The 23,192-nt window shown below is 66.0% G+C and carries 18 protein-coding genes, 1 tRNA gene and 2 pseudogenes; 7 read left to right on the top strand and 14 right to left on the bottom strand.

All coding sequences use genetic code 11. The annotated features are described in order from the left end of the window. Positions 1-36 precede the first annotated feature (36 nt). From XAN126_RS0121555 to XAN126_RS0121545, 3 genes are read right to left on the bottom strand one after another with little or no spacing between them, the layout of a single operon-like run. Positions 37-1,245 (bottom strand): CoA transferase, encoded by a 1,209-nt coding sequence (locus XAN126_RS0121555; RefSeq protein WP_024280630.1) that lies wholly within the window; start codon positions 1,243-1,245, stop codon positions 37-39. After that, complete coding sequence (locus XAN126_RS0121550; RefSeq protein WP_024280629.1) at positions 1,242-2,084, bottom strand: citryl-CoA lyase; 843 nt, start codon at positions 2,082-2,084, stop codon at positions 1,242-1,244. Before XAN126_RS0121550 ends, XAN126_RS0121555 begins: the two co-directional genes overlap by 4 nt. A 9-nt stretch (positions 2,085-2,093) precedes the next feature. Then, positions 2,094-3,572, bottom strand: coding sequence for an aldehyde dehydrogenase (locus XAN126_RS0121545; RefSeq protein ID WP_024280628.1), 1,479 nt, complete (start codon positions 3,570-3,572; stop codon positions 2,094-2,096). A 115-nt stretch (positions 3,573-3,687) separates the two neighbouring features. Between XAN126_RS0121545 and XAN126_RS0121540 the strand changes: the two genes are divergently transcribed. From XAN126_RS0121540 to XAN126_RS0121515, 5 genes are all read left to right on the top strand, one after another. Beyond that, a complete protein-coding gene (locus tag XAN126_RS0121540) occupies positions 3,688-4,407 on the top strand; it encodes an IclR family transcriptional regulator (RefSeq protein WP_024280627.1) in 720 nt (239 codons plus the stop codon). Positions 4,408-4,747: 340 nt separating this feature from the next. Beyond that, positions 4,748-5,734 (top strand): NrtA/SsuA/CpmA family ABC transporter substrate-binding protein, encoded by a 987-nt coding sequence (locus XAN126_RS0121530; RefSeq protein WP_024280626.1) that lies wholly within the window; start codon positions 4,748-4,750, stop codon positions 5,732-5,734. A gap of 12 nt (positions 5,735-5,746) precedes the next feature. After that, positions 5,747-6,586, top strand: coding sequence for an ABC transporter permease (locus XAN126_RS0121525; RefSeq protein WP_024280625.1), 840 nt, complete (start codon positions 5,747-5,749; stop codon positions 6,584-6,586). Beyond that, positions 6,583-7,431 carry an ABC transporter ATP-binding protein gene (locus XAN126_RS0121520; protein WP_081762864.1) on the top strand — a complete coding sequence of 283 codons (849 nt, stop codon included), beginning with the start codon at positions 6,583-6,585 and terminating at the stop codon, positions 7,429-7,431. Before XAN126_RS0121525 ends, XAN126_RS0121520 begins: the two co-directional genes overlap by 4 nt. Next, complete coding sequence (locus XAN126_RS0121515) at positions 7,424-8,800, top strand: amidase family protein (RefSeq protein WP_024280623.1); 1,377 nt, start codon at positions 7,424-7,426, stop codon at positions 8,798-8,800. Before XAN126_RS0121520 ends, XAN126_RS0121515 begins: the two co-directional genes overlap by 8 nt. A gap of 24 nt (positions 8,801-8,824) precedes the next feature. Here XAN126_RS0121515 and XAN126_RS0121510 read toward each other — a convergent pair whose 3' ends face one another. From XAN126_RS0121510 to XAN126_RS28500, 6 genes and pseudogenes are all read right to left on the bottom strand, one after another. Further along, on the bottom strand, positions 8,825-9,676 hold the full coding sequence (locus XAN126_RS0121510; RefSeq protein ID WP_197024079.1) for an ABC transporter ATP-binding protein: 852 nt from the start codon (positions 9,674-9,676) through the stop codon (positions 8,825-8,827). 23 nt (positions 9,677-9,699) lie between these two features. Next, positions 9,700-10,719 (bottom strand): aliphatic sulfonate ABC transporter substrate-binding protein, encoded by a 1,020-nt coding sequence (locus XAN126_RS0121505; protein WP_024280621.1) that lies wholly within the window; start codon positions 10,717-10,719, stop codon positions 9,700-9,702. Between the two features lie 25 nt (positions 10,720-10,744). Next, positions 10,745-11,587 (bottom strand): ABC transporter permease, encoded by an 843-nt coding sequence (locus XAN126_RS0121500; RefSeq protein ID WP_024280620.1) that lies wholly within the window; start codon positions 11,585-11,587, stop codon positions 10,745-10,747. Further along, a complete protein-coding gene (locus XAN126_RS0121495) occupies positions 11,584-12,888 on the bottom strand; it encodes a M20/M25/M40 family metallo-hydrolase (protein ID WP_024280619.1) in 1,305 nt (434 codons plus the stop codon). The genes XAN126_RS0121500 and XAN126_RS0121495 overlap by 4 nt, the downstream gene beginning before the upstream one ends. Before the next feature lie 258 nt (positions 12,889-13,146). Then, positions 13,147-13,896 (bottom strand): Crp/Fnr family transcriptional regulator, encoded by a 750-nt coding sequence (locus XAN126_RS0121490; protein ID WP_024280618.1) that lies wholly within the window; start codon positions 13,894-13,896, stop codon positions 13,147-13,149. Positions 13,897-14,884: 988 nt separating this feature from the next. After that, positions 14,885-15,100: pseudogene (locus XAN126_RS28500) on the bottom strand (transposase); the annotation flags it as partial. 799 nt (positions 15,101-15,899) lie between these two features. Between XAN126_RS28500 and XAN126_RS0121480 the strand changes: the two are divergent. Continuing rightward, on the top strand, positions 15,900-17,351 hold the full coding sequence (locus XAN126_RS0121480; protein ID WP_024280616.1) for a DNA sulfur modification protein DndB: 1,452 nt from the start codon (positions 15,900-15,902) through the stop codon (positions 17,349-17,351). Positions 17,352-17,528: 177 nt separating this feature from the next. Here XAN126_RS0121480 and XAN126_RS0121475 read toward each other — a convergent pair whose 3' ends face one another. The 4 genes and pseudogenes from XAN126_RS0121475 to XAN126_RS0121465 form a co-directional block, all read right to left on the bottom strand. Continuing rightward, a complete protein-coding gene (locus XAN126_RS0121475) occupies positions 17,529-18,152 on the bottom strand; it encodes a recombinase family protein (RefSeq protein WP_051460952.1) in 624 nt (207 codons plus the stop codon). 1,232 nt (positions 18,153-19,384) lie between these two features. Next, positions 19,385-19,612: pseudogene (locus XAN126_RS29395) on the bottom strand (DUF6538 domain-containing protein); the annotation flags it as partial. A 107-nt stretch (positions 19,613-19,719) separates the two neighbouring features. After that, positions 19,720-19,795 (bottom strand) — tRNA-Glu (locus XAN126_RS0121470). Between the two features lie 44 nt (positions 19,796-19,839). Continuing rightward, positions 19,840-20,538, bottom strand: coding sequence for a YggS family pyridoxal phosphate-dependent enzyme (locus XAN126_RS0121465; protein ID WP_024280614.1), 699 nt, complete (start codon positions 20,536-20,538; stop codon positions 19,840-19,842). A 189-nt stretch (positions 20,539-20,727) separates the two neighbouring features. On the opposite strand from XAN126_RS0121465, the gene XAN126_RS0121460 reads away from it, so the two are divergent. Further along, positions 20,728-22,302: a diguanylate cyclase gene (locus XAN126_RS0121460; protein WP_024280613.1), complete on the top strand. Its 1,575-nt coding sequence runs from the start codon at positions 20,728-20,730 to the stop codon at positions 22,300-22,302. Positions 22,303-22,329: 27 nt separating this feature from the next. On the opposite strand, the gene XAN126_RS0121455 is transcribed toward XAN126_RS0121460, so the two are convergent. Next, positions 22,330-23,187 (bottom strand): C40 family peptidase, encoded by an 858-nt coding sequence (locus tag XAN126_RS0121455; RefSeq protein WP_024280612.1) that lies wholly within the window; start codon positions 23,185-23,187, stop codon positions 22,330-22,332. Positions 23,188-23,192: the final 5 nt, after the last annotated feature.

The following is a 23,192-nucleotide window of genomic DNA, read 5'->3' as shown; positions in this document are numbered from 1 at the left end:
GGTCTCCTCCCGGAGTTTGATTGTCTTTGTTCGGCTTCAGCGGGACGCGGCGGTGCCCATGGCCACCACGCCTTCCTGCGCCAGTGCCGCGATGGCGTCAGGCGCATAGCCGAGGGCTTCGAGGACATCGGCCGTGTCGGCTCCCACCTCCGGCGGGTCGCTGCGCAGCGAGAGGTCCGCCTCGCCCATGTGAATGGGCAGGCGTGGCAGGCTCGTTTCCACGCCGTTGGGCAGGCGCGTCGGCATCAGGCCGCCGGTGGCGGCGAGGTGCGGATCGTGGAACAGGTCCTCCGGCCGGGCGATGGGCGCGAAGGGAATGCGGGCCTTCTCGCAGAGCGCCACGGCCTCGTCCTGCGTCAGCGAGCCGAACAGGCAGGCGAAGCACGGCAGGATGCGTCCGCGCGCAGCGACACGACCGTTATTGGTGGCGAGGCTGGCGTCGGCGAGCATGTCCTGCCAGCCGACCAGCGCGCAGAAGCGCTGCCAGTGCCCGTCGGTGGTGATGCCGACGAACATCTGCCGCCCATCCTTGAGAGCAAATGGCTCATAGACAGCCCATGCCGAGACGCGCTCGGGCATGGGCGGGATGGGCTCATTGGTCTGCGCCGCATAGGCGAGGTGCTGCCCCATGAGGAATACGGTGGTCTCGAACAGCGCGGCCTCCACCACCTGCCCCTCACCGGTGGCCTCCCGCTCGCGCAACGCGGCGAGGATGGCGATGACGGCGAACATGCCGCCCGCAATGTCCACCACCGATGTTCCGGCACGCAGAGGCCGGCCGCTCGGCCCGGTCATGTAGGCGAGGCCGGACATCATCTGCACCACTTCGTCGAGGGCGAGGCGATGGGCATAGGGGCCATCCAGGAACCCCTTCAGGCTGGCATAGACGAGCCGGGGGTTGAGGGCGGTGGCGGCCTCCGCATCGAGGCCGAGGCGACCCATGGTGCCGGGGGCGAAGTTCTCCACCAGCACGTCGGCGCCCTTGATCAGGCGGCGGGCGATCTCGCGGCCCGCATTGCTTTTCAGGTCCACCGCCAGCGAGCGCTTGTTGCGATTGAAATAACCGAAATAACCCATGCCGAAGCCCTGGAGCTGGCGGGTGGGGTCTCCGCCCGGAGCCGGCTCGATCTTCAGCACGTCTGCGCCGAGATCGGCGAGGATCATGGCGCAGGACGGGCCCATGACCGTATGCCCGAAGTCGAGCACGCGAATGCCGGCGAGGGGCAGGTGCTTCTCACGGATCATGGCGTGGTCCCTCCCGCCTTGGTGGTCGTGCGGGGGAGGGCACGCGGCCCCGCGCCGTCGTAGGCGTAGGGCACCGCAGGCGGCATCGGCCCCTTGATGCGGCCGCCCTGCGCCTTCTGCTCCATGGCGTGGGCGAGGATGCCCACCGAGCGGGAGAGGATGAACAGGCCGCGGCCCTCCTCCGGCGCGAAGCCGAGCTCGGACAGCACGACGGCGGTGGCACCGTCGATATTCATGGGCAGGCGCTTGCCCTTGGCCGTCGCGAGCGCATCCTCCACCGCGCGGCCGATGGCGGCAAAACGGCCCGTGACAGCGCCCCGCGCCACCGCGTCGTCCACCAGCGCGAGCAGCCGCCCCGCCCGCGGGTCCACCGGATGGAAGCGGTGGCCGAAGCCCGGCACATGCTCGCGCCGCAACAGGCGGGTACCGATCTCGGCACCGGCGGCGGCATCGAGGGTGATGCCGTGTCCGGCCCGGCCATCGACGGCGGCATACAGCTCCATGCATTGCTGGCCGGCGCCGCCATGGATATCGCCGAGCGCGTTCACGGCCGATGCCATGGCGTTGTTCACCCCGACGCCGCAGGTCATGGCCATGCGGGCGATGGCGATGGAGGGCGCCTGCGGGCCATGGTCCACCGCCGCCACCAGCACCGCGCCGAGCAGCGCCGCTTGATCGGCGCTCGGCAGGTCGCCGCGCAGCATCAGCCATATCATCTGCGGAAAAGAGATGGCGCCGATGAGGTCCTCAATGGCATAGCCACGCACGCGGATGGCGCCGGGCGCGATGTCGATGATGGCGGTGCGCCACCACTGGCCGGGATCGGAAGAGGGGGCCACGGCGCGCCCTCAGCCCAGGATGAAGGGATTGGAGCGGTTGGGCTTGGTGGTGATCCACACGCTCTTGGTCTGCAGATATTCCTTGATCGCCTCCACGCCGCCCTCGCGGCCGAGGCCGGAGCGCTTGTAGCCGCCGAAGGGGGTGGCGAAGCTGGTGGAGCGATAGTTGTTCACCCAGACCGTGCCTGCCTTCAGGCGGTCGACGCACCACAGGGCCCGGTGCAGGTCCTTCGTCCACACGCCGGCGGCGAGGCCGAAGGGCACGTCATTGGCGATGGCCAGCGCCTCGTCCTCGTCCTTGAACTTCAGCACGCACACCACGGGCCCGAAGACCTCCTGCTGGGCGATGCGCATGTCGTTGCGCACGCCGGTGAAGATGGTGGGCACTACGAACTGCCCCTGGCCGTAGCCCGGGCCGGACAGGGCATGGCCGCCGAGCGCGAGGGTGGCGCCGTCCTCCTTGCCCATCTCGATCATGCGCAGGATCTTCTCGAACTGGGCGCGGGTGGCGATGGGGCCGACCTGCGTCTCCATGAGCGCGGGATCGCCGATCTTCGCGTCCTTCACCACCTCGATCAGGCGGGCGAGGAAAGCGTCGTGGATGCTCTCCTGCAGCAGCAGGCGGGAGCCTGCCATGCAGGTCTGGCCTGAGGCCCCGAACACGCCGGCCACCGCGCCCTTCACCGCCTGCTCCAGGTCGGCATCATCGAACACGATGTTGGGGGACTTGCCGCCGAGTTCGAGCGTCACCTTCTTGAGGCCGGGGGCGGCCGCCTCGTTCACCTTCTGCCCGCCGATATCGCCGCCGGTGAAGGCGACCTTGGCGGTGAGCGGGTGGCGGACCAGAGGCTCTCCCACTTCGGGGCCGAAGCCTGTCACCACGTTCACGACGCCCTTCGGAAAGCCCGCCTGCTCAGCCAGCTTCGCCAGCTCCAGCAGCGAGGCGGAGGTGTATTCCGAGGGCTTGATGACGATGGTGTTTCCGGCCGCCAGCGCGGGTGCCATCTTCCAGGTCGTGAGCGCGAGGGGCGAGTTCCATGGGGTGATGGCCACCACCACGCCCAATGGCTCGAGCTTCGTATAGTTGAAGACGTCCGCCTTGTTGATCGGAACCACGTCGCCGCCGACCTTGTCGGCGAGCCCCGCATAATAGTGGAACCACTGCGCCACGTTGCGCACCTGACCGGACACCTCGGCCATCAGCTTGCCGTTGTCGCGCTGCTCGACCCTGCCGAGCAGGTCCACATTGTCCTCGATCAGGCCGGCGAGCTTGCGCAGCAACGCGCCGCGCTGGGTGGCGGTGAGCGAGGACCATTCCGGCGAGAGGAAGGCGCGGTGGGCGGCCTCGATGGCGCGGTCGGCGTCGGCGGCTGTGCCGCGGGGGATCAGCGCCCAAGCCTCTCCCGAGAAGGGCTCGCTGGTCTCAAACCACGCGCCCGATGCCGGATCGCACCACGTGCCGTCGATAAAGAGCTGGTAGCGCTCCACTCTCGCCTCCCAAAAATTCTGCTAGACAGAACTAGTTTCTTTCTGATAGAACTATCGCCACGGATCAGGCGTGTCAACCGCCGCGGAGGCGTGCGTCGGCGTGAACGGGGGCGGGATGTCTTCAGACGTGGAGAAGCACGCGAAGTCCGCGGGCGGGGTGGAGGCGGTGGACCGCGCCTTCCGCATCCTCGGGGCGTTCCGGGATGGCGACACGGCGCTCAGCCTGCACGAACTTTCCGAGCGGACAGGTTTCTACAAGAGCACCCTCCTGCGCCTTGCCGTCTCGCTGGAGCGCGCCGGATGCCTGGTGCGGATGCCGGACAAGACCTATGCGCTTGGCTTCGAGGTGATGCGGCTTGGCAGCCTCTACCAGCGCAGTTTCAGGCTCGACCGGCACGTCCGCCCCATCCTGCGCGAGCTGGTGCGGGAGACCGGGGAGAGCGCCTCGTTCTTCCATCGCGACGGGCCGGTGCGGGTCTGCCTGTTCCGGGAAGATTCCAATCAGCCCATCCGCGACCATATCCGCGAGGGCGACGTGCTTGCCCTCGACAAGGGCGCCGCCGGGCACGTGCTGACGGCCTTCTCGCGCACCCGGGACGTGGCGGAGCGGCGGGCGCTGCTCGCGAAGCTGCCCTTGGTGTCTCAGGGGGAACGTGACACGGAAACCGCGGCCATCTCGGTGCCGGTCTTTTCCGGCGGCATCGCTCTTGCGGGCGCGCTGACGATCTCCGGCCCGCGCACCCGCTTCACCCCCTCTCAGATCGCCATCATGTCCCCCGTGCTCGTGGCCGCCGGACAGGAGCTCACGGCCATTCTCGGCGGGCAATGGCGTTAGTGGCACTCCCTCGCGCTGGCGTGCAAAGGAGTGCCCACCTCTACTCACGCAGGCGACTTTTCCGCCTTCTGCCGGACGGCATCCACCGGCATCGGCATGATCTTTCTCCGCTCGGTACGTCGCCGGAAAAATGGAGCGGCGTGGGTCGCGGCAGCGACGGGCTCGATCAGCTGGCCATGGACGTCCGCGCCAGCTCGTCCACCATGGCGCCGTCCAAGGCGACGGCTCTTGCCCTCTAGGACCCCCCAAGGCCTCTGCAGTCAGCAATTAATTGCTTCTAAAGCGCGGCCAGGACGCGCTCGATGGGGTCATTCGTGCACAGCAGCAAAGAGACCGGGCCATGCAGCATTTCAAGTTCTGCAGCATCATCGCCGCTGCAATTCTCCTGGGGCCCGTGTCGAGCGCAGGAGCGGCAGAGCTTGTGAAGGCGCGCCTCGCACAGAACCTCGCCCCCATCTCGGCGCTGACCATCGTCGCCAAGGCGCAGGGCCTGTTCGAGAAGGAAGGCCTCAATGTCTCGGTAAGCAACTTCACCAGTGGCAAGCAGGCCCTCGACACGGTGATCGGGGGCGGCGCCGACATTGCCACCACGGCAGAAGCGCCGGTCACGGCGGCCGCCATGGCCGGCCAACCCATCGCCTTCGTGGCGGGCATGGAATATTCGGACATCAAGACGCTGACGGCGAAGAAGGCGGCCATCAAGTCGTTCGCCGATCTCAAGGGCAAGAAGATCGCCTACACCGCCGGGACTGGCAGCGAGGTCTACACAACCGAGCTGCTGAAGAAGGCGGGCCTCACCAGCAAGGACGTCACGCTGGTCAATCTGAAGCCCCAGGAGATGCTGCCCGCCCTGGCGGCCGGAAGCATCGACGCCTACGACACCTGGGAGCCGCACATCGCCAACGGCCGGAAGGCGCTCGGCGATGATGTCGCGCTGCTCGACACCAAGGGCGTCTATTCCGAGACCTTCAACATCGTGGTGATGCAGGATTACCTGAAGGCCAATCCGCAGATCGTCTCCAAATTCCTCGCCGCGCTCATCGCCGCCGAAGCGTGGGTGAAGGCGCATCCCGAAGAGGCGATCGAGGTCGTCTCAAAGGCCGTGGGCATGAAGCCGGAGGATCTGAAGCCGATCTGGACCGACTATGTCTATCAGGTCGGCATCGGGGCGAAGCAGATCGATGCCCTCAAGGCCCATGCCCAGTGGCGTCTCGATACGAAGAACCACCCGCCCGGCGTAACTGGCGTGCCGGACTTCGCAGTGGTTCTCTTTCCCGAGCCCCTGCGCAAGCTGGATGCCGCCCGCATCACCTACAAGCTCAACTGAAGCGCCGGCGTCATGGCTGATATCTCCACCTCCGCGGCGCTCTCCCCACGCGGGGGTGGCGCGCTCCCCGCCGCGGGGGCGAAACGGCGGCGCAATGCCCGGCTGAGCCAGCGGATCAACATGGCGGTGGGGCTCGTCTCCATCCCGCTTTTTCTGATGGTCTGGCAACTGATCGCGCAGGCGAGGATCGTCAATCCCATCCTCTTTCCCGCGCCAACCGAAGTTGCACGCGCGGCGATGGAATGGGTCACGAGCGGCCTGTTCGTCGAGGACGCGGTGGCGAGCCTGAAGCGTGTGGCCACCGGCTATCTCGTCGGGTCCGTCGTCGGCGTGGGATGCGGCCTGCTCACCGGTCGCTCCGCCTTCTTCTCCGGACTGCTCGGCCCACTGTTCCAGGTGCTGCGGCCCATCCCTCCCATCGCCTTCGTCTCCATCGTCATCCTGTGGTTCGGGCTGTCGGAGGGCGGGAAGGTCTTCCTGATCGTCTGGGGTGTGTTCTTCACCGTCTGGCTGTCCACCCATCTCGGCGTCCAGAAGGTGGATCAGGGACTGGTGCGCGCCGCCCAGATGCTGGGCACGCCACGCCGCCGGCTCGTGGGCGAGGTGGTGTTGCTGAGCGCGCTGCCGTTCATCGTCGTGGGCTTGCGCACGGCGGTGGGCATTTCCTTCTACACGCTGGTGGCGGCGGAGCTGGCGGGCGCGTTCGCCGGCATCTTCTATCGTATCCAGCTGGCCCAGCAGAACATGCAGACGGGCCTCGTCTTCGCCGGCCTCGCGGCGCTGGGCCTGATCTCCTTCATCGCCGATCGCTGCTTCGCGATGCTGGCGCAGCGCCTGGTGTGGTGGCGATGAGCATCATTTCCATGATCCGCAAGCCCGTGCCTGTCCCGGTGAGGGAGGCCGGCGAGGTGGAAATCGACGTGCGCGATGTCACCATCGCGTTCGAGCGGGACGGCGGCGAACTCGTGCCCGCCGTCGACCGGGTGTCCTTTCAGGTGCGCCGGGGCGAGTTCATCTGCTTGCTGGGGCCGTCCGGCTGCGGAAAGTCCACCCTCCTCAATGCCGTCGCCGGCTTCGAGACGCCCTATGAGGGCGAGGTGGTGGTGGGCACGAAGGTCGTCACGGGACCGGGACCGGATCGCGGCGTCGTGTTCCAGCAGCCCCGGCTGTTCCCCTGGAAATCGGTGCGGGCGAACGTGGCGCATGGCCCGCGCATGGCCGGCAAATCACGCGCCGACGCCGGGGCCATCGCCGACGAACTGATCGAGATGGTCGGTCTTTCGCGGTCCGCCAAGGCCCTTCCGCACACCCTCTCGGGCGGCATGCAGCAGCGCGTCGCCATCGCCCGCGCGCTCGCCAACCGGCCGAACATCCTGTTGATGGACGAGCCGTTCGGCGCGCTGGATGCCCAGACCCGCACGGTGATGCAGGAGGGCCTGCTCAGGCTGTGGGCGCAGCTGGACACCACGATCCTCTTCGTCACGCACGATATCGATGAAGCCGTGCTGCTGGCGGACCGCGTGCTTGTCATGTCGGCGGGGCCGGGGCGCATCGTCCGCGACCTCGCCGTGGACCTGCCGCGGCCGCGCGCCATTGAGACCACGCTGGGTGCCCGCTTCCAGGCGCTTCGCCGGGAGTGTCTCGACCTCATCCGACAGCAGAGCCAGAAGGCCTTCGAAGGGACCCACGATGCTTGACAAGGTTGCCCCAACGGTCCGCTCTCCGCGAAGCGGCTTCGCAACCGCCCGTGCCGCTCTCGCCGACGGCGCCGATCCGGTGGCGCTGGCGCTTGATGCGGCGGATCGCGCCCAGGCGGCGGCAGGAGATGGCATCTTCACCGCTCTGGTCCCTCGTGCAGAGGTGGAGCGGAAGGCCGCTGCCGCCGCCGCCCGCGCGCGGGCCGGCGAGGCGCTCCCGCTGCTCGGCCTCACCTTCTCGGTGAAGGACAATCTGCATGTGGCGGGGATGGCGACGACGCTCAACTGCCCCGTGGTCTCCATGGCGCCGCAGGAAAGCGCGCTGGCCATCACCCGTCTGGAGGCGGCCGGGGCCGTGCTGATCGGCAAGAACACCCTGGACCAGTTTGCGACGGGCCTGAACGGCACGCGCAGCCCCGAGCCCCTGTGTCGCAACGCGCTCGACCCCGCCTTCATCCCCGGCGGGTCCAGCTCCGGCTCCGGCGTGGCCGTGGCGGCCGGCATCGTCTCCTTCTCGCTGGGGAGCGACACGGGCGGGTCGGGACGTGTTCCGGCAGCCTGCAATGGCATCGTGGGGCTGAGGCCATCCCTCGGGCTCGTGAGCACGCGCGGTGCCGTCTACAACAGCCGCCTGCTCGATTGCATCCCCATCTTCGCGACCAATGTGGACGACGCGAGCGAGATTCTCGGCCTGATCGCCGGCTATGACCCGCTCGATCCCTGGAGCCGCCGCGATGCGGACGCCATCGGAACCGCGCCGATGCCGGCGTCGTCCGCGCGCCTCGCCATCCCGCGCCGGGACCAGATGCGCTTCTTCGGCGATGCTGATGCGGAGGCTGCCTTCGCCGCCAATCTCGACCGCCTGCGTGGGCTCGGCTTCACGCTGGAGGAGATCGATTTCGCGCCGTTCGAGGAGGCAGGGCGGCTGGTGTTCCAGTCCGCGCTGGTGGCCGAGCGCCTCGTCGAGTACGAGGAGATCATCACCACCCACCGCGACGCCATTCACCCGGCCGCGCTCGCCGCCATCGAGCCGGGGCGCGGCTATTCCGCCAAGCAGGCGTTCGAGACGCTGTACCGGATGCGCGAGCTTAAGCACGCGGCCGAAATCGCGCTCGCCGATTTTGCCGCCTTCGTGGTGCCAACGGTGCCGACCATCTACACCATCGACGAGATGCTGGCCGACCCGATGGTGCGCAATGGGGTGATGGGCACCTACACTTATTTCGTCGGGCCCATGGACCTGTGCGCCATCGCGGCGCCGGGCGCTCCGGCACGCGCAGGCCTGCCCTCATCGCTCAGCTTCATCGGGCTCGCCGGGCAGGATGGTGTCGTTTCGGGGCTCGCCCGGCAGTTCCAGCGGCAGGTGTAACCCTGCCCCTCCCGCGCCGAGGGATCACCCCACCGGCGCGGCGCCGTTCTGCTGGTGGGCGAAGGCCTTCAGCGTTTCCGACCGGATATGGGCGAAGCATTCCCGCTTGATGGCGAGGAACGCCTCCGAGAACTGCACTTCCGGCGTGCGCGGGCGCGGAATGTCCACGCGGATGTCGGCGACGATGCGACCGGGATTGGCGCTCATCACCACCACGCGGTCGCCGAGGAAAATGGCCTCTTCGATGTCGTGGGTGATGAACAACACCGTGGTGCGGAACTCCGCCCAGATGTTCAGGAGCGCTTCCTGCATCATCGCCCGCGTCTGGGCATCCAGCGCACCGAACGGCTCGTCCATGAGCAGCACGCGCGGGTAGTTGGCGAGCGCCCGCGCGATGCCCACCCGCTGCTGCATGCCGCCCGACAGCTCGGACGGATAGTGCTTCTCGAACGCGGCAAGGCCCACGAGGGACAGGAAGGTCCGCGCCGTCTGCTCGGCCGTCGAGGTGCTCCCGGTGGACATGAGCGGGCCGAAGGCCACATTGTCCAGCACGCTCTTCCAGGGGAACAAAGTCGCCTGCTGGAACACCATGCCCCGGTCTGCGCCGGGGCCGCGGATGGTCTCCCCGTCCACCTCCAGCAGCCCACGCACGGCGGGCACGAAGCCCGCCACCGCATTGAGTACCGTCGACTTGCCGCAGCCGGACGGACCGAGCACGCAGACGAATTCGCCCGGCTCCACATCGAGGTCGAAGCGCTCCACCACCGTCCGCCGCGCCGCGCCCTCGCCATAGGCGATGGAGAGGTCTTTCAGCTGCAGCCGGCCTCGCCCCGGTGCGGGGGCGAGGTGCGTGGGCAGGGGAGGGGGCGGGGCCATGGAGATGGCCTCCCGGACGCCGCTCATTTGCCGAGCGCCTTCGCGAGGTAGGACGGATCGATGAAGGCCGCGTAGCCGGCCCGGTCCATCACGGAGGGGAGCCGCCCCTGGTCCTTCAGGAAGGTGGCGGTGGCGAGCATGGTGTCGGCGAACTGGCCGATCTGGCCGGGCGTGCCGAGATAGTCCTTCGTGATCTGCTCGGGGCAGGGCACCATGGTGGTGCCCTTCATCATGCGCTCGGCATCCTCGGGCGGCAGGGACAATTCCTTGGCGATGATGTCCACCGTCTCCTTCGGGTGCTTCAGCCAGTAGTCGATGCCCTCGCATTCCGCCTTCACGTAGGCGACCACCTGATCGGGATATTTGGCGGCGAAGTCGTTCATCACCACGCCCACGTCCCATGTGGGATAGCCGCGCTTCGCCATTTCCCCGCTGGTGAGGAAGATCTCGCCGCCGTTCTTCACGATCTTGTCGAGGTTGGGCTCCCAGATCCACGCCGCGTCGATGTCCTTGCGCAGCCAGGCGGCGACGGCATCGGAGGGCGACAGATCGATGAGCTTCACGTCGGTGGGGTTCACCCCCGCCTCCTTCAGCGCCGCGATGAACAGATAATGGGTGGTGGAGCCGAAGGGGACGGCCGCCGTCTTGCCGGCGAGGTCCTTCAGGGACTTGATGTTCTTGTCGGACCGCACGGCCAGAGATTCCACCGGGCCGAGCATGTTGAGCACGAAGATGCCCTTGTAGGGCAAAGCGCGGGTGGCGCCGAGGGTGAAGGGCGGATTGCCGACGCCGCCGAAATCCACCTGGTTCGCCGCCACGGCGCGGTTCATGTCGCCGCCCGAGCCGAATTTGACCCACTTGATCGGAACGCCGGATTTCTCATGCAGGCCCAGCGCCTTGGTGACGAGCTGGGCATTGACGAGGTTGAGATAGCCGATGGTGATCCCCTCCGGCTTCTGCTGCGCCTGCGCGCCAGCCGAAAGGCCGAGGGAGAGGGCGGCGGCGGCAAGCAGAAGGGAAGCCGTGCGTCGAAGCGATGTCATCTCAGTCTCCAGTCGGCGAAGGGGATCAGCGGAAGCGCCAGGGGGTGAGGGCGCGCTCGGTGAGGCGGATGAGAAAATCGAGCGCCATGCCGGTGAAGGCGAGGACGAACAGGCCCATGATCACGATGTCGCCGAGCAGGAACTTGCTCGCGTCCCAGATCATCCAGCCGAGGCCGGCGGTGGCGGCGACGATCTCGGCGGCCACCAGCACCGTGTAGGTGAAGCCAAGGGAAATGCGCATGCCGGTGCAGATGCCGGGCAGGCAGGCGGGCAGGAAGACATGCCGGAACAGCTGGCGCGAGTTGGCGCCGAGGCTTTTCGCCGCCTTCACGTAGCGCGGATCGACGCTCGCCGCCGCGTGCATGGAGCTGATGGTCAGGGGCGGCAGCGCAGCCAGGAACAGGATGGCGACCTTGGAGGCATCGCCGATGCCAAGCCACATGACGATGAGCGTGTAGAGCGCGAGCGGCGGCAGGGGCCGGTAGAATTCGATCACCGGATCGAACACCGCCTTCACGTCGCGGCTGAGGCCCATGACGATGCCAAGCGGGATGCCCACGAGGCATGCGAGAGTGTATCCCGCCAGCACCCGGTAGAGGCTGGCGATGAGATGCTCGTGCAGGAGGCTGCCCTGGTAGCCCACGGTCGCGGTGCGAACGAAAGCGTCCCACACCGCCTTCGGCGAGGGCAGGAAGAGTGGGTTCACCCACGCATAGTGGGCCGCGAGCCACCACAGCGCGAAGAGCGTGGCGGCGGTCAGCGCCGTGAGGAGCCGTGTGCGGGGCAGGGCCGCCCGCAGCCGAGCCGGCAGCAGCCTGGGCCGGGCGGCCCTCTGCGCGGGCTCGCGTGCCGTTTCCACGACGCTCATTCCTCCACTCCGAGAAGGTCCATGACGGTGAGCGCGAGGATGCGGGTCGCCGCGACCGCCTTGCCGATGTGGATGCTCTCGTTAACCGGCGCCCAGCCATCTTCGCCGGGGCCGAAGGTGACCGCCTTGAAGCCGCGCTCGGAGAAGCGGATGGTGTCGTTGAAGGCGTTCTTGCGGTAGAGCTTCGGCTCGCCCGAGAGGACCTCGCCGTAAGCCTTGCGCAGGGCGCGGACGGGCTCGGCATCCGCCTCCTGCTCGCCGGTGCCGTCCACGAACAGGGCGCCGGGGAAAGGCCGTGCTTCGGCCTTCAGGGTCGGGTCGGCGGCAAGCGCGCCGGCAATCACGCGGTTGATATCGGCCATCACGCTGTCCCGCGTCATGCCCGGGAGGATGCCCACCACGCCCAGCACCGCCTTGCAGCTGTCCGGCGTGAATTGCATCTCGCGCGGCACGCCCCCGGCGATGCGCAGCACCGTGACCATGGGCGGCGTGCCGCCCGCGTGCGGGGCAGCGGTGTGGGCGAAGCTCATCTTTTCGAGCTGCGGCAGCAATTCCATCATCTTGGTGATGGCATTGACGCCGGTATCGGGCCGCCACAGATGGGTCTTGATGCCTGTTGTCTCCACCTCCACGAGGAAGTTGCCGCAATTAGCGATGGCGATGCCCATGCCCCAGCTGCCATCGGGCGCGGTCCAGGCCGTGGGCTCGCAGACGATGGTGTAGTCGGCGGCAAGCCCGCATTCGTCGAGCAGGAAGATGGAGCCGTCCGGCCCGTTCTTCTCCTCGTCCGCCGTGTAGACGCATTTCAGCGTGCCCTTGAGGCGCACGCCTGCCGCCCGGATGGCTTCAACCGCCAGCAGCGTGCAGGCGAGGTTGCCGCGGGTATCGGAGGTTCCGCGGGCATAGAGCAGGTCGCCGTGGCGCGTGGGCCGGAAGGGATGGCCGCCGGTCATGGTCCACGCCGCCCAATCGCCGGCGGGGTAGGTGTCGAGGTGATCGTTGAGGATGAGGGATGGCACCTCCTGGGCGCCGGGAAGATCGGCGATGACGTTGAGCCGGTGGGGCGTGCGAGCCTTCAGGTCCACTTCGAAGCCGAGCGCCGTGAGCTTGTCGGCGAGCAGGAGGGCGATGCCCTCTTCCTTGCCGCCGGGCAGATCGGGATCCAGCGGATTTTCCGCCTCCGGCTGACCAGCCGGGATCAATTCGCAGGCGAGATCGAGCCACGCCTTTTCGGTGATGAAGGACATAACCGCATCGCGCGGGGCGGCTGCGGCGGGCTGGGGAGACAGTGCGACGGTCATGGCATCCTCGAAAGCACAACAGAGCTGAGCAAGCGGGATGCCAATTGCCGGGATGAACGTTATCGCATTGAAGAGACTGGCGGTTTCGCCATTGCAAAGGAATTGCCTTTGAGCGGTGCCCGCTCATTTTCGCGCCCGAATTCCGGAGCGCGCTCAATCAGGCGGCCATTAATTTATCAAATCGACATTATTTATGTAAAGGTAATTTATTGCTTGAGTTTTCGTGGGCTCCAGAAGCCATCCTTCTGAAACAGGCGGTCACCGACCCTCGGCGTGTTCCAGCTGCGAGGTGAGCGCTTCGGGCTTCAGGATGACCATCAGGCCGCGCCGGTTGGTGAGGATGCCCTCCTGCTGCATCCGGCCGAGCTGCACCGTGACCCACTGCCGTGTGGCGCCGATGAGCGCTGCCAGATCGGCATGGGTGAAGGCAGCGGCGATGAGGATGCCGCGCTCGTCCTTCACGCCATAGGTCTGGGCGAGGTGCTGGAGCAGTTGCACGAGCCGCTGCGCGACGGACCGCGTCCCCAACATCTGCGCGAAGGCGGAGTAGCAGCGGGCCTTGAAGACAAGGGCGTCGATGATGCCGATGGCGAGATCCGGCACTTGCCGCGCCAGCTGTCGGAGGCCCGCGCCGGGCAGGAACACCAGCCGGCTCGGCCGCATGGCGGTCGCGGCCCACATGTGCGTGCCGCCGCCGAACACGTCCGGCCCGCCGACGAAATGGCCCTTGGACCAATAGGCCAGCGTGATCTCGCGTCCCGAGGGCGCCACATAGAAGCTGCGGATCTGCCCGTCTTCGATCACCACGATGCCGTCGTGGTGCTCGCCCTGACGAAATAGGGGCTCGCCGGCTGACAGGAGCATCTCCCGCCCATGCATCCGTACGATGGCCTGATCCACCTCCGAGAGCCGTTCGATCAGGCTGGCCTCGCGGTGCAGGGGCATCTCCCATTCCGCCAGCAGAATAGGGGCGTCGAGAGCATCTCCCTTGACGTCATCTTTCGCCATTCGCCCTCGCCAGATGCTCTTTGCGCTTATGCAGGTCATCAAGGTACTGTGAAGGCTGGCGGATGGCAGCAGGGAGATCGAGAAAAACTTGGCAGTGGCTGCTCTGATAATTCCAGATCAAACGGGACTATAAATGCCTCTCCTGGGCGGCTCGCAGGCGGGTCGCCTAAATGTAAAACAAATTTCATTCCGTTTAATATTTGAGTAAATTATCAATATTAGAATAATTCAGCAGAATTATTTCTTCTTATCGCTTCCGGAGCGCCGCCATTTCTGATTCGGGTTGCCTCATCTGAGGCGCACCTCAACCGAAGGGCCTAGCAGGGGACATGTATCGCAAGCTGAGGGGCGCCCCACCTCACGCTTCTCCAGCGCATCCCCGCTGCGGTAGGCACGATCGGTGGCGCCGCCCACCACATGGGCAAGGCCTGCCCTGGCGAGCCTGTTGGACAGCCTCTCCCGGAAGATCAGCGCAGGCCTGCGCGCGGCGGACCGCCGTCGCCTTGAGGCGGACATCGAACTGCATCTGGAAACCGAGGTCTGGGCGCATACACCGGGGCCGGCACAGCTCTGCAAGCCTGAGGTCCTAACGGCCATCCGACATGCCATCCTCGCCGCCCGTCTGCTCGAAATCCGGTATCGGAAAGTCGGGGACGAAACACCGCGGAGCTATAGGGCCATCCCCTATGGGCTGATCTTCGGGCGGTCCCACTATCTGGTGGTGGGCTTTCCCGCAAACGACCAGCCCCACCAGCTCCGACTGGACCGCATCGACTCCGTTGCTGAACTGGAGGAGCGGGCGAGCCGCCCGGAGGGCTTCAGCCTGCGCGCCTGTGCGGAGCGCTCATTCGGGTTCTTTCAGGAAGAACCGGAGCCCATCGAACTGGTGTTCGACCCGTCGATTGCACCGGAGTTCAGGGACCAGTCCCTGCATCCCGACCAGAGGATGGAAATGCTCACGGATGAAGGGCGTGGATACGATTGCGCGGACCCCGAGCCGGCTCCAGCGGATGAAGCGGTTGTACAGCGTCTTGTGCGGGCCGTAGTCCTTCGGCGCATCCTTCCATTGCAGGCCGTTGCGGATCACATAGACGATGCCGCTCACCACCCGGCGGTCATCGACGCGCGGCACGCCATGGGCCAACGGAAAGAAGGGCGAGATCCGAGCCATCTGCCGCTCGCTCAGCAGGAACAAATCACCCATGCCAGTCTCCTCAAGGGAGACTGTGAATCACATCTCAAGGCAGATTAATAGGTCCTGAACCTAGGCTCGGGCCACGCCCCGGGAGCGGACATTCCCAAGGTCAGCTAAGGGTCAACCCCAGCCAGAAGGAAGTGCTAAGCACCGCGCAGTCTTCCTGCTTGCTGATCGGATGGAGAAACCGGCTACTTTCGGCGCAGTTGTACGCGGAGCCACCGCATCGCGGATCGGGTGCGCTCCAGTGAGGCCCAGAGCGCGCGACATTCGCCCCGCCCCCACCGACTCGCCCAATCCCGCCAAAATCCGCCCGCGTCCGCAGACGCATACTCCCCAAATTCTTCCCAGAAACACAAAAGCCCCGCGACGGGCGGGGCTAAATCATTGAAAAGAATGGCGCTCCCAAGGGGAGACGCTGGCGCCACCGCGCGAGTGACGCTGAAGGCCTTGATCCAGCAGCAGAAATGCGACCATAGCTGCGCCGGATTGTGGAAGCGTATGTAGCACGAGCACGGGGCTCGCGGCAACGCCGAGCAAGAAACAGATGGGGATAGGCGGGCCGGTGAAATAATCCCTCTTCAGCGGAAGTGCCCGTTCAATCGGTGGCCATGTATGCCGCCGGAGGAGGATCGTCGGCGATTGCCCAGCACTCCCGCCGGGGGGGTGGCTAAAAATGTTCCTGGATTAAATTTAGATGGAAAATTTGGCGCAAAAAAATTCTCCAGGGATATTTACATGGATATGCCTGGAGCGTAATAACTCATTGCCGCGGCAATTCGGGCCGCTCACCGAAAGGACCGGAATAATGATCCCATCGACCAATGGCTTGCCTACTCCGCTCGCTTCCCTCGATGACGTTTTCGCCGGCGGAGACACGTCTGAGAAGCCGGTCAAAGTTTTCATTGGCCACAACCTCGGTAACCGCACCTTTTTGATGCAGCTGCCGATGCATGAGTTTTACGGAATGTCGGAAGTCGCGAACGAACCTACCCGCGACGGAGAGACGCTCGCTCAACGTAAGCTCGATCCAGCCCATGCCCAAAAGCTGGCAACTTATATCCTCAAGGGGCTTCTTTCGGCCGCTATCGACTATCGCGAAGCCCGGAGCCAACCTGTCTCTGATGCGATGCGGGCTATGCTTAAGAAGATCGGCCCTCAGCCCTATCTTTCATTGCAGCCGGTCGTGGTGAATATCCGAGACTGCAATGTCCGTGGTGAGGATATTCGTGGCGTCCGTTTAATCGACAAACAGACGGAAGAGACTACCGGCTTCAAAGTCTTTCTGTCGCAGCGCCATGTGCTTTGGGTGGTGGATGGGCAGCACCGACGCATGGCTATGCATATGGTGTTCGCCTTTCTCGAACAGCTTCGTTCAACGCGAACGTATCCAAAAAAGGGAAACTTGGTTCCGTTTGGCGATGGTGAGGCAGTGGGTCCGGAGGACGCCAAGATCTGGGAGGAATGCTTTGAGCGTGCTCGGACTTTTTGCACCGTGGCGGTCGAGGTTCATCTAGGCTTGAAGCCTGACGAAGAGCGTCAACTGTTCCACGATCTCAACCGGCTAGGCAAGAAGGTCGATACGAACTTGGCGCTTCAGTTCGACAACTCAAATCCGGTGAACCTTTTTATCAAAGAGCGTCTCATCGACGAGCTTGGCCTCGGCGTTGTTGAAGCCGACGTAAAGAGCTGGTCGGATGACGATGGGCGAGTGGTGAGAAAGGATCTGGTCAGCGTCAACGCAATACTGCTTCTCAACCGTACTAACATTAACGGGGCAACGTCTCAGGCGATCGAAGGGAGAATTGATACTGCATATTGGTTCTGGAGTGCAATTCGCGAGATCGATGGCTTTGGCGAAGAGAGGGCTCGAGAAAAAACCGTTGCAGCACAGCCTGTCGTTCTGAAGGCGCTTGCAAAATTGGTGTTCGATTTCAGTTTCAGTAATCGTCGACCAGATGATGGTGACGATCTCACCGAGCGTCTGCTTTCTTCGCTGAATGATGTCGACTTTAGCCATGGAAATCCGATGTGGAGGTATTACAGCCTGAGTGGTCAGGAACGCGAGGCTCATGGACTGGGCGGCCTCGCCGCTTACTTGCCGGACGACGATGGCGGGAACCGCGACCTGGGTGGCTTCCAGGGTGGCGTCATGCGTTTCGGTGCTAAACACAACGACATTTACCCCATCTTGGGAGATATGATCCGGTGGAAGCTTAAGTTGCCGTCGCGGCAAAAGTCGTCCACGTCACCGTCGTAAGTGGCGTGGTCTTATGGTGAGCGTCTGGCGTCTACCTGCCAGACGTTCACAGCTCGTCACCGTGGGAAGTCCTGGTCCGGCTGTCCATCAAGTGGGAAGGGGCGAAGAGGCTGTCCGCCATCTCGTCTGTGGTCTTCGAATGTCGGTGTTACGCTTGAACCCACGCACCGTGCGAGTTCACGAATTAACGCAAGACGCTCTCCCGAACTGCGGAAAATCGGCGGTGCCTCTGCGTTCTCCCATGCTCCCGCTCCCCACCACCCTCTGCACCGACGACACGCCCACCCCCAGCGTCTTCGCCACCTTCAGCATCCCCATGCCCTGCGCCCGAAGCTCCTTGATCCGGGCCTCGGTCTCGGCGCCCACCGTGGGCCGCCCCAGCTTCTTGCCCTCCGCCTTCGCCCGCGCCAGCCCCGCGTTGACCCGCTCCCGGATCATGGCCCGTTCGTACTCGGCGAATACGCCCATCATCTGGAACATAGCCCGGCCGGAGGGCGTGGTGGTGTCGAGGGCTTGCTGGTGCAGGTAGAGGTCGGCGCCGCGGGCGTGAAGCTCGCCGAGGAATGCCACGAGGTCCGCCATCGAACGACCCAGCCGGTCCACCGACCACGCGGCCACCATGTCCACCTCGCGACGGGTCACGGCCTTCAGCATGGCGTCATAGCCAGGGCGCTGGTCGCGGCCCTTGGCGCCGGAGATGCCGGCATCCTCGAACACGGCCACCACCTCCCATCCCGCCTTCTCCGCCAGGGCCTGAAGCTCGCGACGCTGGTTCTCTGTGGTCTGTTCGGAGGTGGAAATCCGATTTCCATGAGCGCCGGGTGTAACGGGATGCGGCGGCGTGAGGTTGCCGTCTTGACGGTTCTCCCGCCTGAAGTACCGATGTCGAGATAAAGGCCGGCTTGCCCGTTGAGCTTCACGTCGCAAAGCCGGAGCTGGCACAACTCACCAAGGCGGGCGCCTGTCAACAGTCCCAGAAGCGGCAGCCAGAAGGATGCTTCTCCGGCCCCACCGCGTGGGCGAGCACCGGTTGCGTAGATCGGAGAGCCGAATAATGCCTCCAGTTCCTGAGGCTGGAAGCTCTGCCGCTCACGCTCGCTTTGTACTTCGGGCCGCAGGCCATTGAACGGGTTCGCCCAGCCGGTACCCTTGAATGCGAGGTCATGTGCGCGAGCCGCCTTCTCGACGATCGAGGAGATGAGCGTGATGTGCTTGCCGAGCGTTCCCGTCGCCCGCCGAGGGAAGCGGCCGATGTCGCTCCTCGCAAGAATGTCCGGCAAGCGAAGCCGCTCGATCGTCTCGGGTAGCCGGGTCGGTAAACGCCAGAGCGAATCCCGGAAACCACGCGCCTGCTCCCGCGTAATGGCTCCGACCCGGACATCGCCGAAAAGCTCGCGAAACCGCCGGACCGCATATTCAGCCTCAGCAGCGCTGTTGGCAGCGGGAGCTTTCGCGCCGGGGACGAGGGCGCCTGTCTTCCAGGCCGCGAAGGCCTCCGACAGATGTGGCCCCAGTTTTTCCGCCGGATCGAGCGGCTTAGAAGGGGTGGGAGTGAATATCCCGCTGTTCCGGGACTGCATCGCCTGGAAGGCTTGCTGCGTGGCTCCAAGAAACGCCCGCTCCAGCTCGCGCCATTCCGCGGAGTCCGGGTCGATGAGAACACCGCGATCTGCCAAAGCCTCGGCTAAGGCTTGTTGCACCCAGTCGGGCGCCCGGCCGAAGGCCACTCCGACCATCAACTGATCGTTGCCCCGATCCGTGGCGAAGGAGAGCAGTTCCCAGTCGTCCACCGTCATGCCTTGGGGCTTCGCCGCGACGCCGGTCATTGCAATGGTTTCTGGTGGCGAGCCGCCGATTGTCAGCCCGGCAAGAGCAGCATGCCGCATCGGCCGAAGATCGAGGCCCAGTCCCTTCACGCGCAGCGCATCATCGTGCGCGAGAAGCTCATGAACCCGCCGCGTGGCGAGGTATTCGACCACTTCGGGAGAGAGCGTTCGTGGTGCCCCTTCGGTGAGAAACCGACGAGCGTCACGCACAAGGAACTCGCTGTCGGAAATGAGCACTCCGACACGGGCGCGAGCGATCGAATTGTCAGAGGTTCGCAGCGACACGGTGATCTCGTGTTTGAAGCTGCCCGCCTTCCGGTTCACCAGTTTGCCGAGGTGATCGGGGATGCGAGTGGGCGCGATCTTGCCCCTCAGATCGTCAGGCAGGCGGAAGCGGAAATGCCAAGTCGCTCCACGCCGGATCAGGTACGTCATGAACGCCATCACTATGCGGCCCATGTAGCACGTGCATGTAGCACCGGGCCGACGCAAGCTGTTGGCTATGCTGATTTCTTCGCTGGATCAAGGCCTTGAAGAAGGCGTGGCGCTCCCAAGGGGACTCGAACCCCTGTTTTCGCCGTGAGAGGGCGACGTCCTAGACCGCTAGACGATGGGAGCATCTCGCGAGGAGGAGGGCTCTATAGCGGCGAATGCGGGGGACTTCAAGCCTCCTTCGGGCTCGGCCGATGGCCGAAGATGGCGCTGCCGATCCGGACGTGGGTGGCGCCCTGGCGGATGGCGGCGGAAAAGTCGGCACTCATGCCCATGGAAAGGCCCGAAAGACCGTTGCGCGCCGCGATTTCGGCGAGCAGGGCGAAGTGCGGGTCGGGCACGTCCTCGGCCGGCGGAATGCACATGAGGCCGGCGATCTCCAGCCTGTGGATATCGCGGCACTGGGCGATGAAAGCGTCGGCCTCCTCGGGCAGCACGCCCGCCTTCTGCGGCTCGGCGCCGGTGTTGATCTGCACGAACAACCGCGGCCGGCGCTCCTGCCGGGCCATTTCCTCGGCGAGGGCGGCGGCGATTTTCGGCCGGTCGACGGTGTGGATCACGTCGAACAGGGCCACGGCCTCCCGCGCCTTGTTGGACTGGAGCGGGCCGATGAGGTGGAGCTCCACATCGCCGTAGCGCTCCCTGAGGCCGGGCCATTTGTCACGCGCCTCCTGCACCCGGTTCTCGCCGAACACGCGCTGGCCGGCCTCAAGCACGGGCAGGATGTCCTCGGCCGGGAAGGTCTTGGAAACTGCAACCAGCGTCACCTGATCGGCCGAACGGCCGCATTCCGCACAGCTTTCGGCGATATCGCGGCGCACCGCTTCGAGCCGTGCCGTGCTTTCGGGCGCCGTTCCGCCGTCGTTCATGATCCTGCTCCCGCCGTTGCGCCGGGTCCTTGCCCGCGCCGAGGACATGAACCGATCTCCCTTTCCAATCAAGAAGCAGGTAGAAGAAGCGAGCGGCTCGGGTGAAGCTACCGAGCGGCAGGGGGGCTGGCCGGTATGGTCGAGCGTAACGGGGGAGGCGGGGCGGCAGCTCCCGGGCGGCGCTCGAGCTTGCGCCTGCGTGTCCTGTTCCTGGTCTGCCTGGTGGCCGTGCCCCTGTCGGTGGAGAGGATGCTTGCGCTCGTGGCTGAGCGTCAGGAGCAGGTCTCCGCGCTCGAGGAGGATGTGCGGAATTTCGCCCGCAGCGCCAAGCTCGCCCAGATGGAAGGCATGTCTCGGGCGTTGACGGTGCTCGACGTGCTGTCCCGCATGGCCGACCGCATGCTGGCGGACCCCGTCGCCTGCAGCCGGCAATTGTCCCGCCTCGCCGACGAGGTGGCCGGCATCCAGGGCGCGTTCGTCGCGGATGCGGCGGGCCTCGTCCGCTGTGCCCATGCGCCGCTCGCTCTTGGCGTGAACATCTCCGAGCGGGACTACTTCCGCGATGCGCTCGTCGCCGACGGGGTTGTGATGACCGAGATGTTCGTCTCGCGGGTCAGCGGGCGAAATTCGGTGTTCCTGATGCGGGCGGAGCGCGGCCCGGGCAATGCGGTGCGGGCCGTGACCGGCGTCGTGCTCGACCTGCAATGGCTGTCGCGGATCGCGGCCGGCAGCGCGGTAGAACTGGGCGTGGTGGTGGATCTCATCGGGCGGAACGGTACCGTGCTGGTGCGTTACCCCACGATGCCGGACATCGTGGAACACAGCTTCCCCGATCATCCCCTCACGCGGGCCGTACGGGCGAAGGAGTCCGGCATCGTCAGGGTTCCGGGTTTCGACGGCACGGAGCGCATCTTCGCGTTCGAGGGCTTCGGCCACCTGCCCATCAGCATCGCCGTGGGCATCGAGACGTCGAAAGCGGTGGGACCCATCGACAGCAAGGTGCGCTCGACGGCGCTGGCCTATTTCATCGCGCTCGCCTGCTTCCTGCTGCTCGCCTGGATTGCCGAGGAGCGGATCGTGATCGCGCCCATCGCCCGTCTCACCCGGGCCGTGGCGGCGGTGGGGCGCGGCGAGGCGGACCATGTGAACGACATGGGCGTCGCGGAATTTTCTCCTTTGGTCAACGCCTTTAACGAGATGGCGCGGCGCCTCTCCCAGCGCAACAACGAACTGCGGACCATGAACGGCCGCCTCGCCTCGCTGGCGCGGACCGACGGGCTCACCGGCCTCGCCAACCGGCGGACCTTCGACGTGCAATTCTCGCAGGATTGGGTGCGGGCGCGCGGCGAGGGCATGCCGCTCACGCTGGTGATGCTGGATGTGGACCACTTCAAGGCCTTCAACGACACGCGCGGCCACCTCCAGGGCGACGAGGCGCTGCGGGCGGTGTCGCGGATGCTGTCGGCGGCGGCGGCCGGCACGTCGCACCTTGTGGCGCGCTACGGCGGCGAGGAATTCGTGGTGCTCATGTCGGGCGCCGACGTCGACGCCGGCGTCGCCTTCGCGGAGGACGTGCGGCGCCTCCTCACCGAAATCGCCATCGAGCATCCCGCCGCGCCGCGCCGTCGGGTGACGGCGAGCTTCGGCGTCGCGTCCGTTGTGCCGACGGCGGAGGGCGGCCCGGACGCCCTCATCGCCGCCGCGGATGCCGCGCTCTACGAAGCCAAGCGCGCCGGCCGTGACCGGGTGATCGCGCATAGCTGATGCGTGGATGGCTGATGCGGGAAGCCCTCAGCCCGGCCGGCGGATCGTCCTGAGGTCGAGCCCCGCGGCCTTGATGCGCTCCAGCGCGCCGGCGAGGGGCTCGCGCGCCACCGCCATGTGGAAGGCGTTGGCATGGAGGAGCGTCTCCGCGTCCTCCGCGATGCCCACATGCCCCGGCCAGAACAGCAGATCGCCCCGCTTGATGGGGGCATCGAGCGGGATCGCTGTACCGATGGCCTTTTCCTGCATGTCGCTGTCGCGCGGCGCGCGGACGCCGGTGGCGACGAGCGCGGTCTGCACCAGGCCCGAGCAGTCGATGCCGAGGCTGGAGCGGCCGCCCCACAGATAGGGCACGCCGAGGAAGCGGGCGGCGACGGCGACGAAATCACTCTCGCGCTCGTCCGCGGGCACCACATGGACGGCCGGCAGGCAGCCGTCCGTCGTCAGGGCGAAGCCGCCGGAGGTGGAGCGCACCACCACGCGGCTGCCGAACACCAGCGCGTCGCGGGGCGGTAGCTTGATGTCCGGGCCCGGAAACAGGAAGGTCCGCAGCGCCGATACCTTGTGCGCGGGCGCGGTCCCGTCCGGGGCGAGGGCTTCGGCGGGCATGTAGCCCACGTAATTGTCCGCCTCCAGCTGCACCCAGGCCCAGCCTTCCGCATCCTCCTCGAACAGGCGCACCCGCTCGCCGAACAGCGCTTCGGTCTCGAGCGGGGCGTCGCTGGCGGGGCGGCGGCGCAGGGGGGCGACGGGCACGGCCACGCACCGCATCTCGCCTTCCACGAAGCGGGGCACGTCCACCAGCCCCTTGAGGCTTGTGGCAGCGAGGTCGGCACGGGCGGGGGTCAGCCGCGGATCGAGGCCCGGGGGCAAGGAGAAGGCCATAGCTC

The organism is Xanthobacter sp. 126 (assembly GCF_000526175.1).
In the GTDB taxonomy this organism is placed as follows: domain Bacteria; phylum Pseudomonadota; class Alphaproteobacteria; order Rhizobiales; family Xanthobacteraceae; genus Xanthobacter; species Xanthobacter aminoxidans.
This window is presented reverse-complemented; position numbering and strand designations above follow the sequence as displayed.

Excerpts from the sequence above, each read along its gene's own strand:
- XAN126_RS0121555 (WP_024280630.1), bottom strand. The coding sequence starts at position 1,245 with ATGATCCGTGAGAAGCACCTGCCCCTCGCCGGCATTCGCGTGCTCGAC.
- XAN126_RS0121540 (WP_024280627.1), top strand. The coding sequence starts at position 3,688 with ATGTCTTCAGACGTGGAGAAGCACGCGAAGTCCGCGGGCGGGGTGGAG.
- XAN126_RS0121530 (WP_024280626.1), top strand. The coding sequence starts at position 4,748 with ATGCAGCATTTCAAGTTCTGCAGCATCATCGCCGCTGCAATTCTCCTG.
- XAN126_RS0121525 (WP_024280625.1), top strand. The coding sequence starts at position 5,747 with ATGGCTGATATCTCCACCTCCGCGGCGCTCTCCCCACGCGGGGGTGGC.
- XAN126_RS0121520 (WP_081762864.1), top strand. The coding sequence starts at position 6,583 with ATGAGCATCATTTCCATGATCCGCAAGCCCGTGCCTGTCCCGGTGAGG.
- XAN126_RS0121515 (WP_024280623.1), top strand. The coding sequence starts at position 7,424 with ATGCTTGACAAGGTTGCCCCAACGGTCCGCTCTCCGCGAAGCGGCTTC.
- XAN126_RS0121510 (WP_197024079.1), bottom strand. The coding sequence starts at position 9,676 with ATGGCCCCGCCCCCTCCCCTGCCCACGCACCTCGCCCCCGCACCGGGG.
- XAN126_RS0121505 (WP_024280621.1), bottom strand. The coding sequence starts at position 10,719 with ATGACATCGCTTCGACGCACGGCTTCCCTTCTGCTTGCCGCCGCCGCC.
- XAN126_RS0121500 (WP_024280620.1), bottom strand. The coding sequence starts at position 11,587 with ATGAGCGTCGTGGAAACGGCACGCGAGCCCGCGCAGAGGGCCGCCCGG.
- XAN126_RS0121495 (WP_024280619.1), bottom strand. The coding sequence starts at position 12,888 with ATGACCGTCGCACTGTCTCCCCAGCCCGCCGCAGCCGCCCCGCGCGAT.
- XAN126_RS0121490 (WP_024280618.1), bottom strand. The coding sequence starts at position 13,896 with ATGGCGAAAGATGACGTCAAGGGAGATGCTCTCGACGCCCCTATTCTG.
- XAN126_RS0121480 (WP_024280616.1), top strand. The coding sequence starts at position 15,900 with ATGATCCCATCGACCAATGGCTTGCCTACTCCGCTCGCTTCCCTCGAT.
- XAN126_RS0121465 (WP_024280614.1), bottom strand. The coding sequence starts at position 20,538 with ATGAACGACGGCGGAACGGCGCCCGAAAGCACGGCACGGCTCGAAGCG.
- XAN126_RS0121455 (WP_024280612.1), bottom strand. The coding sequence starts at position 23,187 with ATGGCCTTCTCCTTGCCCCCGGGCCTCGATCCGCGGCTGACCCCCGCC.